9 protein-coding genes and 1 pseudogene are annotated in these 13,078 nt (G+C 45.2%); all 10 read left to right on the forward strand.

The genetic code is table 11. From position 1 onward, the window contains the following. The first annotated feature begins 149 nt into the window (after positions 1-149). The 10 genes and pseudogenes from UQ64_RS09075 (at position 150) to UQ64_RS09120 (ending at position 12,968) form a co-directional block, all read left to right on the forward strand. On the forward strand, positions 150-4,478 hold the full coding sequence (locus UQ64_RS09075; RefSeq protein ID WP_060623086.1) for a PolC-type DNA polymerase III: 4,329 nt from the start codon (positions 150-152) through the stop codon (positions 4,476-4,478). Positions 4,479-4,775: 297 nt separating this feature from the next. After that, positions 4,776-5,243, forward strand: a complete 468-nt coding sequence (rimP, locus tag UQ64_RS09080) for a ribosome maturation factor RimP (RefSeq protein WP_060623087.1) — start codon at positions 4,776-4,778, stop codon at positions 5,241-5,243. A 26-nt stretch (positions 5,244-5,269) separates the two neighbouring features. Further along, positions 5,270-6,367, forward strand: a complete 1,098-nt coding sequence (nusA, locus tag UQ64_RS09085; protein WP_042189417.1) for a transcription termination factor NusA — start codon at positions 5,270-5,272, stop codon at positions 6,365-6,367. Positions 6,368-6,395: 28 nt separating this feature from the next. Beyond that, complete coding sequence (gene rnpM, locus UQ64_RS09090; RefSeq protein ID WP_060623088.1) at positions 6,396-6,704, forward strand: RNase P modulator RnpM; 309 nt, start codon at positions 6,396-6,398, stop codon at positions 6,702-6,704. After that, positions 6,697-7,018, forward strand: a pseudogene (locus UQ64_RS09095) (YlxQ family RNA-binding protein); the annotation flags it as partial. The gene rnpM and the pseudogene UQ64_RS09095, both read left to right, overlap by 8 nt. Continuing rightward, positions 7,013-9,658, forward strand: coding sequence for a translation initiation factor IF-2 (infB, locus tag UQ64_RS09100; protein WP_060623089.1), 2,646 nt, complete (start codon positions 7,013-7,015; stop codon positions 9,656-9,658). The pseudogene UQ64_RS09095 and the gene infB, both read left to right, overlap by 6 nt. An 18-nt stretch (positions 9,659-9,676) precedes the next feature. Then, positions 9,677-10,024: a 30S ribosome-binding factor RbfA gene (gene rbfA, locus UQ64_RS09105; protein WP_060623090.1), complete on the forward strand. Its 348-nt coding sequence runs from the start codon at positions 9,677-9,679 to the stop codon at positions 10,022-10,024. A 70-nt stretch (positions 10,025-10,094) separates the two neighbouring features. Beyond that, on the forward strand, positions 10,095-11,072 hold the full coding sequence (locus UQ64_RS09110; protein ID WP_060623091.1) for a DHH family phosphoesterase: 978 nt from the start codon (positions 10,095-10,097) through the stop codon (positions 11,070-11,072). Continuing rightward, the gene (gene truB, locus UQ64_RS09115) at positions 11,069-11,983 is read left to right on the forward strand and encodes a tRNA pseudouridine(55) synthase TruB (protein WP_060623092.1); all 915 of its coding nucleotides are present in this window, start codon (positions 11,069-11,071) and stop codon (positions 11,981-11,983) included. Before UQ64_RS09110 ends, truB begins: the two co-directional genes overlap by 4 nt. Before the next feature lie 37 nt (positions 11,984-12,020). Continuing rightward, on the forward strand, positions 12,021-12,968 hold the full coding sequence (locus tag UQ64_RS09120) for a bifunctional riboflavin kinase/FAD synthetase (RefSeq protein WP_060623093.1): 948 nt from the start codon (positions 12,021-12,023) through the stop codon (positions 12,966-12,968). The last annotated feature ends 110 nt before the right edge of the window (positions 12,969-13,078 follow it).

The raw sequence follows: 13,078 nt of genomic DNA on the forward strand, positions 1-13,078 counted from the left end.
TTACGCTATAAAATATCCCTTCTATTTCTCGCATAAACGCGTACTGTCCTTATAGGGACGCCGAAGGTGTTTTTGCTGCTTATCATATTGTACTTTCACTGAATATCATTGGATGTGTTTTATGGCGTTAACAAAGGTGGGAGGAAAGCATGGAACAAAACCAGGAGAGAAGAAAAAGATTCGAGCTCTTGATGAAGCAAGGTGAAATTCCACCTGCAATCATGGATCCCTACTTTTTAGATGGATATATAGAACGTGTAGAGATCAGCCGCGGTAACCGAGACTGGCAAATTGTCATTGCGAAAGAAAGTCTGGTTCCAGCGCAGGTATACCGGACATTTTGTCTTAGAATGCGTGAGAAGCTGCAACATATAGCCAAAGTAAGCTTCTTGTTCGTATATGATGAGAATGTCAGTAAAGCAGAGCTAATCCAAGAATATTGGGGATTGTTTCTGGAGTGGGTGACCCGCGAGATCCCATCGGTTAACGGCTGGCTGACACGCTCTAGCCAAGAGCTAAAAGATGACACTTTAATGTTGACGATGAGTGACTCCACCTCTATGGAGCTGGCTCGAAAAAAGGGTATCGATGGGGCAATTATTAAATTTTATGATAAGTATTTCGGACTCTCTTTAAAAGTTAAAGTGCTAATGGCGGAGAACGAAAATAATAATGTTGAAGCATACGAGGAATTTCAGCAAAAGCTTCAGCAGGAACAACGAGAGATCGTTGAGCAGATGATGTCTGCAGTAGAAGCAGAAGAACCAGTTGATGATAGTGATCCGAATGAAGTGATCAAGCTTCAAGTGGGTTATGAGATCAAGGAACAGGCTGTGCCAATGCTTGAAATTCAAGATGAAGAGAAGAAAATTACAGTTCAGGGCACCATTTTTGGTCTGGATCGAAAAGAGCTTCGTAACGGAAATACCCTGTTCACCTTTACGCTCACTGACTTTACAGATTCTTTACAAATGAAGATGTTTGCTAAGACTAAAGATGATTTGAAGGTTATGGGTCAGCTTGCTAACGGTAAATGGGTAAGAGCACGCGGAAAAGTAGAATATGACCGTTTTATGCAGATTCCTGAATTAGTAATGATCCCTTCGGACTTAACGGAAGTTAAGGCACCGCCTGCACGTAAAGATACGGCTCCTAAGAAACGAGTGGAGTTCCACCTGCACACTACGATGAGTACGATGGATGCGGTCACTCCGATCACTACCTATGTCAAAACAGCTGCCCAGTGGGGTCATCCAGCGATTGCTATTTCTGATCATGGCGGAGTTCAAGCATTTCCTGATGCGAACCATGCCGCTCATAAGCATAAAATAAAAATGATTTATGGTGTGGAAGCCAATGTTGTGAATGACGCTGTGAATATTGTCGAGAATGCTCAGCCTTTGGACTTAAAGACAGCTACCTATGTAGTGTTTGATATAGAGACCACGGGGTTATCGATTACCCGCAATAATATTACGGAGCTAGCGGCCATTAAAATGTGCGAAGGCAAAGAAGTAGACAGTTATTCTACTTTTGTTAATCCGCATGAGAAGATCCCTTATCATATTCAGCAATTGACCAATATTACGGATGAAATGGTTAAGGATGCTCCTGATCTTGAGCCAGTGCTGCGTAAGTTTGTTGAATTTGTGGGTGACAGTATTCTTGTTGCTCATAACGCCAGATTTGATATGGGTTTTATTCAGGCCTCGTTACGTAAAATAGGTGAACCTGTGCTTCCAAATCCAACTCTTGATACGCTTGAGCTCGCACGGTTACTATATCCAACCATGAAGAATCACAGGCTGAACACATTAGCCGATAAATATAAAGTTCTTCTGGAAAGCCATCACCGTGCGATAGACGATACCATAGCACTCGGCGGGATTTTAACAGGATTGCTCGCGGATGCTGAAAAGATGAAGGGGATGACCCGCCTTGATCGACTGAACGATTATGTGGGTAATGATCTTTCGAATACTAGACCGTTTCACTGTAATATTTATGCACTTAATCAGGTGGGCAAAAAAAATCTCTATAAGCTCATTTCCATGTCTCATACGGAATATTTCAAACGTGTACCTTGTATTCCTAAATCCAAATTGGAAGAGCATAGAGATGGACTGCTCGTGATTTCCGGTTGTGAACGTGGTGAGTTTTTTGAAGCAGTACTCAACAAAACGACTGAGGAAGCCATGGAGGTTGCTCATTTTTATGATGTGCTGGAGATTCAGCCATTGACCATGTACATGCATTTGGTGGACAAGGGCTTTGTAGCAGGTCCTGATGAGCTTCGCGATGTAGTCCGTAAGGTTTGCGAAATAGGGGAACAATTAAATAAACCTGTTATAGCAACGGGGAATGTGCATTATCTTGAACCCCGGGACAAACTATATCGTGATATAACGATTAATGGGATCACAGGTTTTAGTCCGCTTAAAGACCAACGCAAACCGGATGCACACTTCCGTACAACAGATGAAATGCTGTCTGAATTCGAGTTTCTCGGTGCTGAAAAAGCGATGGAAGTCGTGGTTACAAATACGGTTGAGCTGGCGGAACGTTTTGAAGAGCTGGAGCTATTTCCAGATAAGCTATTTACACCAATTATTGACGGGGCGGATGAAGAAATTCGCGAGACCTGCTACAATACTGCCAAATCCATTTATGGTGAAGAACTGCCTGAGGTAGTGATTGCTCGTTTGGAGAAAGAGCTTGCACCGATTATTAAATACGGGTTCTCTGCCAACTATTTGATTTCTGAACGTCTTGTTAAAAAATCAAATCAGGACGGATATCTCGTTGGTTCGCGGGGTTCCGTAGGTTCTTCTGTAGTAGCAACCTTTCTTGGGATTTCAGAAGTTAATCCTTTGCCTGCGCATTATATTTGCCTAAACCCCGAGTGTCGCCATAGTGAATGGTTCCTGGACGGTAGTGTGCGGAGCGGATTCGATTTACCAGACAAAGTCTGTCCGGATTGCGGTCAGAAGCTCAAAGGCGAAGGGCAGGATATTCCGTTTGAGACCTTCCTTGGATTTAAGGGGGATAAAGTTCCCGATATCGACTTGAACTTCTCAGGGGAATATCAGCCGAATGCACATAATTTTACCAAAGAAATGTTTGGTGAGAAAAATGTATTCCGTGCCGGAACGATTGGTACGGTAGCTGAGAAGACAGCCTTCGGTTTTGCAAAAAAATACGAAGAACTGCACCAGAAACGTTGGCGTGGAGCTGAAGTTGGCCGTCTGGCGGCTGGCTGTACAGGCGTTAAACGCAGTACGGGGCAGCATCCCGGTGGTATAGTCGTTGTTCCAGACTATATGGAGGTAGAAGATATTACACCAGTGCAATTCCCGGCGGATGATGTCAATGCCGAGTGGAAGACCACACACTTTGATTATCACGCATTTGACGCGAATCTGCTGAAGCTTGATATTCTGGGTCATGATGATCCGACAATGATGCGGATGCTGCAGGATTTGACAGGTGTTGATCCAACCTCTATCCCGATGAATGATCCGAAAGTAATGAGCATGTTTAACTCTACAGATGCACTTGGAGTAAGACCGGACGAAATCAAATCACCGGTTGCGACATATGGTGTGCCCGAAATGGGCACCAAGTTCGTACGGCAAATGCTTATTGAGTCGAAACCGTCCAGCTTTGCTGACTTACTGCAAATATCAGGTTTGTCTCATGGTACTGGGGTTTGGCTTGGTAATGCGCAAGAGCTTATAAAGAATAACACTTGTAACATTAAGACCGTTATCGGTTGTCGTGATGATATTATGCTCTTCTTAATTTATAAAGCGGGTATGGATGCGAGCTTAGCCTTTAAAATTACCGAGAGTGTTCGTAAAGGTAAAGGATTGTCCGACGAATGGATCGAGGAAATGAAAAAGTGCAAGGTTCCGCAATGGTATATTGATTCTTGTCTGAAGATTCAATACATGTTCCCGAAGGCGCACGCTGCTGCATACGTTATTTCTGCAGTACGTACCGCCTACTTCAAGCTGTATCATCCAATTGAATATTATGCGACCTACTTCTCTGTACGTGCAGCAGATTTTGATATTGAATTGTGCTGTAAGGGATATGAAGCCATCAACCGTCAGATCGTAGAAATTGAGCAAAAAGGTTTTCAGGCTTTACCTAAGGAAAAGGCTATGTTGCCTGTGCTTGAGATGGCTTTGGAGATGACCGCACGTGGGTTTACATTCAAAAATATTGACCTTTACCGTTCAGAAGCGAATAAGTTTATTGTTGATGACAAGAGTTTGATTCCTCCGTTTTCCGCATTAGCGGGAATTGGTGAGAATGCTGCTATCAACATAGCCGCTGCGAAAGATGCCGGGGAGTTCCTTTCTATTGAGGATTTCCAGCAGAAATCCAAGGCGAGTAAGACTGTTATTGAGTTGCTAACCAATATGGGCTGCTTCCGCGGCTTACCGGAGAGCAATCAACTTTCCCTATTTTGAAGGCTTTAACAACACTTATTTCATGGTAAGCAGAAACGGCTTTGCCGTCCTTTTAGGGACGGTACCCGTTTCTGCGAAAAATACAAGACATATAGGATGACGTGAAACTTATACTTTCTTGTATTTCTAGAAGAGAGCTCCAAAGGGGGAGTCAAGGGCTAGCACTTGTCAGTCCAGACTCACTATGGTATAATTTCTTTGGTAATAATGAGATAAGTCCGTTGTGTAAAGAGTGGGGAAACCCACTCTTTATCTTTGGTATATAGCAAAAGACAAGTTCGTGGAGGTAATTTTCTTTTGAGCACACCCAAATCTAAAATTAAACAAACGGTAGAGCAGATGCTGGGGCCCTATCTCGACGACAATGGTTTCGAACTGGTGGACGTTGAATACGTGAAGGAAGGCTCCAATTGGTTTCTGCGTATATTCGTAGATAAAGAAGGCGGCATTGATATTGATGACTGCGGAAGCATTAGCGAATATTTTAGTCAGCAGTTGGATGAGAATGATCCTATCCCTGAGGCATATTTCCTTGAGGTTTCCTCACCGGGAGCAGAGCGTCCTCTCAAAAAAGCTGCAGATGTAGCTAAAGCGGTAGGTAAGGACGTGTATGTGACTGTTTATGAGCCGATTCAAGGACTCAAAGAATTTGAAGGTCGTTTGCTCTCGTTCGAGAACGAGGAACTGCTCATCTCCGCGGGCAAAAAAGAACATCTAGTACCGTACGCCAAAGTCGCAAGCGCGAGATTGGCCATTATTTTTTAACGTCTTGAAAGGGGGGCCGGAAATTCATGAGTATGGAGTTTATTGAAGCAATGAATGAGCTGGAAAGGGAGAGAGGCATCAGTAAAGATGTGCTGTTTGAAGCCATCGAAGCAGCGCTGATCTCTAGTTATAAACGTAATTTCAATGCGGCACAGAACGTACGTGTTGATATGAACCGCAACACAGGCGTAATTAAAGTGTTTGCCCGCAAGCTAATTGTTGAGGAGGTCCTGGATACAAGGACTGAAATCTCATTGCCGGCAGCCAGAGAAATTAACCCGCATTTCCAGCTTGAAGACATTGCTGAGCTTGAAGTGACACCACGTGATTTCGGGCGCATTGCTGCACAGACTGCAAAGCAGGTTGTAACACAACGGATTCGCGAAGCTGAGCGTGGACTCATCTATAATGCCTTTATTGACAAAGAAGATGATATTGTAACAGGACTTGTACAACGTCAAGATATGCGGAACATCTACATTGATCTTGGTAAAATCGAAGCGGTCTTGCCGCTTAGTGAATTGATGCCAGGTGAGAAGTTTAAGCAAAGTGAGCGTATCAAGGCTTATATCACTAAAGTTGAGAACACCACTAAAGGACCGCAAATTATGCTGTCCCGCAGTCATCCCGGATTGCTGAAGCGTCTGTTCGAACTAGAAGTTCCGGAAATTTTTGATGGTGTAGTTGAAATTCGTTCCGTAGCTCGTGAAGCTGGCTTCCGTTCGAAGATTGCTGTGTATTCCCGCAATCCGGAAGTGGATCCAGTTGGTTCGTGCGTAGGCCCAAGAGGAACACGCGTTCAAACCATCGTTACTGAGCTTCGTGGCGAGAAGATCGATATCGTCCGTTACTCTGATCTGGTGCAGGAGTATGTCGCTAATGCACTCAGCCCTTCTAAGGTGCTTGAAGTTCAAGTCTTTGAAGCAGAGAAAATGGCACGGGTGATCGTTCCTGATTATCAATTATCACTGGCTATCGGTATTAAAGGGCAAAATGCACGTCTTGCCGCTAAGCTTACCGGCTGGAAAATTGATATCAAGAGTGAAAGTCAAGCGGAGCAGGAATACGGTAGACCGAGAACTTCTATTGATGAAATGCATCAGGATTCCGTCTCCATTGATTAATTAACCTGCTTGACGGGAGGCGTATGTTATGAAACAAAGAAAGATGCCGCTGCGCAAATGCGTTGCTACCCAAGAGATGATGCCGAAGAAAGAGCTGATTCGAGTGGTTAGAACGCCCGAGGGCGAAGTACTGATTGATCTGACAGGAAAGAAGTCAGGCCGTGGTGCTTACATATGCGGCAAGCTTGAATGCTTTAAGCTGGCACAGAAGAATAAAGCACTTGACCGCGCTTTGAAATGTCAAGTGAGTCCTGAAATCTATGACCAGCTTGCCCGGGAGTTTACTTCCGTGGAAGAGCAGTTTCTAGCAGTAAAGGATAGTGAGGATAATGAGTAAGGCGCTTTCTTATTTAGGGCTTGCCATGAGAGCAGGCAAGATAGTCACCGGCGATGAGGCTGTACTCAAAGCTGTACGGTCTTCAGAGGCGAAGCTGGTCGTTCTGGCAGGTGACGCTTCAGATAATACCCAAAAAAAGTTCCGTGATAAATGCGGAACCTACGATATTCCACTAGTAATCGCATTTCACCGAGACAGCCTCGGTGCAAGTATTGGTAAAGACCAGCGTGTAGTACTGGCCATTACGGATAAAGGATTCGCGGAAATGATCTCCAAGCAACTCGGAGATACTGTCGGAGGTGGATTTATTGACTAAAGAAGAGAACAAAGATAAATTGCGCGTGTACGAATACGCCAAGTCACTAAACATGAGCAGTAAAGAAATTATTACAATTCTGAAGCGTTTGAATGTCCCTGTGAATAATCATATGAGTGTCATGGAGAACGGTTCCGTGAACAAAGTAGAGCAATTCTTCAAGGATATCAAGTCGAACGCTGCAGCCAAGCGGGATACCAGCTCCAGCAGCCGTCCGGTGACAACCGGTGCGGTAACTGCCGAACCCCAAAGTGCTCAGAATGCCAACAAAAATCAACAGGAAAAGCAGGTAGGTATGAACAGTAACCAAAACAACAACCAATCGACGACGTCCCCAAGGCCCCAAAGCGGACAAGATTCCCGCAGAACAACAACAGGTTCAACGCAAAATGCACGTCCGCAACAAAGCGGAGCTCCACGTACTAACAGTACTAGCGGCAGCCGTCCGCAAGGAAGCAGCACTGGCGGCAATCGTCCACAAGGTAGTAATACCGGTGGCAGCCGTCCGCAAGGAAGTAATACTGGCAGCCGTCCACAAGGTAGTAGTACCGGTGGTAGCCGTCCGCAAGGAAGCAGTACTGGTGGCAGCCGTCCGCAAGGAAGCAATACTGGTGGCAGCCGTCCGCAAGGAAGTAATACTGGCAGCCGTCCGCAAGGACAAAGCAGTGCACCTCGCACTGACAGCCGCCCACAAGGTCAATCTGGCACTGGCGGTGGTTTCACACGCGGTGACGACAGAGGTCCTAAGAAGAACACAACTGGTGGTAGACCAAATACGAACAATAGACGTTTTGATGATGGCAAAGGCGGTAACTACCGCGGTCGTGGTGGAAAGAATGGCCGCGGCAAGAATCAACCTATGGTTCACCGTGAGAAGATTGATAACACACCTAAGAAGATTATCGTTCGTGGCAGCATGACCGTTGGTGAAACAGCGAAATTGCTTCACAAAGACGCTTCTGAAGTAATTAAGAAGCTGATCTCTATGGGTGTTATGGCAACCATCAACCAAGAGCTGGATATCGACACCATCCTACTACTCGCTGCTGAATTCGGCGTAGAAGTTGAAGTGAAGATTCCTGTTGATGAGGATAGCTTTGAAACTGTGGAAGAGAATGATGCTGAAGAAGAACTTCAGTCCCGTCCTCCAGTAGTTACGATCATGGGTCACGTTGACCACGGTAAAACTACTTTGCTGGATGCCATTCGTTCGACGAGTGTATCTCTAGGCGAAGCAGGCGGAATCACACAGCATATCGGTGCTTATCAAGTTGAAATCAACCAGAAGAAAATCACGTTCCTAGATACACCTGGTCACGAAGCATTTACTGCTATGCGTGCTCGTGGTGCACAGGTAACAGATATGACTATTATCGTAGTTGCTGCTGATGACGGTGTTATGCCTCAGACCGTTGAAGCTATTGCACACGCTAAGGCTGCTGGACTTCCGATTATTGTCGCTGTTAATAAAATCGACAAGCCGGGTGCAGATCCTGACAAAGTGAAGCAAGAGCTTACAAGCTATGAACTCGTTCCTGAAGAGTGGGGCGGAGATACCATCTTCGTTAACCTTTCTGCGAAACAACGTATTAACTTGGAAGAACTGCTGGAAATGATCTTGCTCGTTGCTGAAGTAAATGAGTACAAAGCGAACCCTGACAAACGGGCACGCGGTACGGTTATAGAAGCTGAGCTTGATAAGAACCGTGGACCAGTTGCACGTGTTCTGGTACAGAACGGTACATTGAAAGTCGGCGATGCTTTTGTAGCAGGTAACTGCTTCGGGCGTGTACGTGCGATGGTCAATGATAAAGGACGTAAGCTTAAAGAAGCTGGTCCATCTACTCCAGTAGAAATTACTGGTTTGACTGAGGTACCACAAGCTGGCGATCCGTTTATGGCTTTCGAAGACGAGCGTAAAGCCCGTGCGATTGCAGATAGACGTTCTACATCCCAACGTCAATCCGAGCTGAATACGAACACCCGTGTAACATTGGATGATTTGTTCCAGCACATCAAAGATGGCGAGATCAAAGACCTTAACGTTATTATTAAAGCTGACGTACAAGGTTCAGTCGAGGCACTTAAAGGTTCCCTGGCTAAGATCGAAGTGGAAGGCGTCCGCGTGAAGATCATTCACAGCGGTGCTGGTGCCATTACGGAATCCGATATTACACTTGCCGCAGCATCTAATGCTATTGTTATTGGCTTTAACGTTCGTCCGGACGCTCAGACCAAGGCAGCTGCTGAACAAGAAAAAGTAGATGTTCGTCTCCATAACATCATCTACAATGTAATCGAGGAAATCGAAAGTGCAATGAAGGGTATGCTTGATCCTATCTATAAAGAGAACGTTATCGGTCACGCTGAAGTACGTAGCGTCTTCAAAATCAGTAAAGTGGGTACCATTGCAGGTTGTATGGTTATTGATGGTAAAATTACCCGTAATGCTGAAATGCGCTTGATCCGTAGCGGAATCGTTGTATTTACAGGTAAAGTTGATACCTTGAAACGCTTTAAAGATGATGCCAAAGAAGTGGCGCAAGGTTATGAATGCGGCATAACTTTGGAACGCTATAATGACGTCCAAGAGGGCGACATTATCGAAGCGTTTCTTATGGAAACTGTAGAGCGCTAAGCGAAGAGGTGAAAATAGATGTCTAAAATTAGAGCAGGACGAGTGGGCGAGCAGATCAAGAAAGAGCTTAGTCAACTTATCCAAAGCGGACTGAAAGACCCTCGAATCGGTTTTGTAACTGTAACTGGCGTAGACGTGACTAACGATCTGTCGCAAGCGAAAGTATACCTAAGCGTGTTCGGGGATGAAGAACAGAAGGCAGGCTCCCTTAAAGCGATTGAAAAAGCAAATGGTTTTCTTCGCTCAGAGCTTGGCAAGGCGATTCGCCTCCGACACACACCGGAACTGATCTTCAAAATGGATGAGTCTGTCGCTTATGGCAGTCACATTGAGAAACTTCTCGGAGAGCTTCATAAGAACGATTAGAAATAGGTAATAGAAGGAGTTCAAAATAGCTTAATGCTATTTTGAACAACCTTTATAAAGGAGACGGCGAATGCAGAGCTATGAACAAAGTCTCCAGCAGACCCGTGAGTTTCTGCTGGAACACGACGATTACCTTGTAGTGTCGCATGTTCAGCCGGACGGAGATGCAGTCAGCTCCACCCTAGCGGTGGGCTGGCTTCTCTCATGTCTGGGCAAAAAATACACTATGCTGAATGAAGGACCGATACCGAAGCGGATGGAATACTTATGGCATTCGGATGAAATCATCAATATGGCCTCTAGTGAGCCGCCCCGTCAATACGGCAATGTGATTTGTGTGGATTGTGCTGATTTTCAGCGAGTAGGACTGACCCATCGCTATTTTGCGAATGATGCTCTAATCCTGAACATTGACCATCATCCCACTAACAACGGTTATGGACTTGTGAATTTAATCAAACCGGATGCTGCTGCGACTGCGGAAATTTTGTTCGATCTGCTGAAGACGTTCGAAATTGAATGGGACCTTGATATCGCCACAGCTTTATACACAGGTCTTTTGACAGATACTGGTGGATTTCGATATACCAACACATCACCAAAAGTAATGGCAGCCGTATCTGAACTGCTTTCTTATGGCGTTAACGGTCCTGAACTGGCTGAGACATTACTTGAAGAAATGACATTGCCGCAGATTAAAATTTTAAATAAAGCGTTAAATACTCTTCAATTATCACCTGAAGGGGATATTGCCTGGCTCTATGTTACACCGGAGGATATGATCGAATGTGTTGCTGCTAATGAAGATTTAGAAGGTCTCGTGAATTACCCTCGCAATATTCGAGGTGTGGAAGTAGGGATTCTGTTCAAAGTCATTCATGAACATGCGGTTAAAGTTAGTTTGCGTTCTGCTGGTAAGGTGGACGTGGCTGATTTAGCGCAAACGTTTGGAGGTGGCGGTCATACACGTGCTGCAGGTGCGCGTATAGAAGCTACACTCGAAACGGCAATAGCCCAGGTGCTTGAGGAGGTAAGACGTCATTTATGAGTGAATTAGAAGGTGTACTGGCGGTTTACAAGCCGGCAGGTTTCACTTCACATGATGTTGTAGCCAAGGTACGTCGTATTCTCGGCATGAAACGGATCGGACATACGGGAACGCTTGATCCTCAGGTAACAGGTGTTCTACCGCTTTGTCTGGGGCGTGCTACTCGTGTTGTGGAGTATATTCAGGAGTTACCTAAAGAATATGTGGCAACGCTGAGGCTAGGGATGTCCAGCGATACCGAGGACTTAACGGGGACTATTACAGAAACTGTAGATGAGGTGCATGTAACTGAAGAAGAAATTCTATCAGTGCTTGCTTCATTTAAAGGTGTTATTTCTCAGGTTCCACCAATGTATTCTGCAGTTAAAGTTGGCGGTAAGCGTCTTTATGAGTTGGCAAGAGAAGGTAAAACCGTCGAACGTAAAAGCCGTGAAGTAGAGATTTATGAAATTGAAATGACGGATATGACTTGGGAAGGCAATCATCCTGATATCACTTTCCGGGTGCTTTGCTCTAAGGGGACATACATTCGTACTCTCTGTGTCGATATCGGAAGAGCACTTGGGCTGCCGGGTGTGATGGTGAAGCTAGAGAGAACGATGTCGGCAGGGATTTCTGCTAGTCATTGCCTTACTCTAGAGGATATTGCGACTCACAAGGAAGCCGGAACATTGGAAGATCATTTAATCGCTGCAGACGAAGCCATTTCTCATATGCCAAAGCACACAGTAATGGATGAGAAAAAGAAGGCAGCTTTGCAGGGGCAGCGTTTGTCCTCACGATTTATTGCTCCAGAGGTGAAGTCGAACAGTCAATTTCGGCTATACGATCTTCAAGGTGGATTTCTTGGCATTTATGAGTTGGAAGATACAGGTGCGATTGCTCCAGTGAAGGTGTTTGCACAAGCTTAAATCAATTTTACCAAGTGAATTGTAGGTGAGAAACAGCGTGAGAACCGTAACGTTAACCTATCCGATGTCTCCGGAGACTGCTGCAGAGTGGGCTCAGCCTCAAGTGGCTGCTCTAGGGCAGTTTGACGGATTGCATCGTGGACATGCTAGCGTCATTACATCCGCTGTGGCCCTAGCCCGTAAACAAGGTGTGCCGGCCGCAGTCCTTACATTTCATCCCCATCCTAAAGATGTTATGGGTAAGGGTGATTATGAAGGGTACTTGACGCCACCCGTAGAGAAGCAGGAGATTCTTGCTAGTATGGGTGTCGATATCTTATATGTTATTGAATTTAACGAGCAGCTTTCCCGTGTGAGTCCTCAGAATTTTGTCTCTGTTATGCTTTTGCCGCTACATATTGTAACTGCAGTTGTCGGCTTTGACTTTCGTTTTGGTTATCAAGGTGAAGGCGATGTTGAGATGCTTCGCAAGCTGGGTGAAGGTGTTATGAATGTGGAGGTTGCTCCACCTTTTCTGCTGGAAGGTGAAAAGGTTAGCAGCTCCGGTATTCGCAAAAGTCTCCAAAACGGGAATTTAGAGCTGGCAAACTCCTGGTTCGGACGTTGCTATTATCTGCGTGGCGAAGTGGGTCATGGTGAGAAGAGAGGTCGCACAATTGGTTTTCCAACGGCGAATTTGAAACTCAGTGCTCATTTTGTCATTCCGACAAAAGGTGTATATGCGGTCCGAGTCTTTTATAAGGATAAAGTTTTGTACGGGGTCATGAATGTGGGCGTTAAACCTACCTTTCATGAGGGTGTATTGACTCCAAGCTTTGAGGTTCATCTGTTTGACTTTGATGGTGATTTGTATGATCAAGAGCTCAAGGTAGAATTAGTATCTTTCATTCGTCCTGAGCGAAAATTCGAATCCATTGGTGCATTGATCACTCAAATCGGTGAGGATGCAGAAACTGCTAAGAAGATAATGGGCTATAATCTATAGTCATCCCGGCCAAGCCGTTTACTTTTGTTAATGGAGATGCTATACTAATAAACGTTGCTGGCTTACAGCATCATAACCTTAGCTTGGTTGCACGTTCTCACCGACGGTGA

The sequence above is a fragment of the Paenibacillus etheri genome (assembly GCF_001012825.1).
GTDB lineage: Bacteria > Bacillota > Bacilli > Paenibacillales > Paenibacillaceae > Paenibacillus_AQ > Paenibacillus_AQ etheri.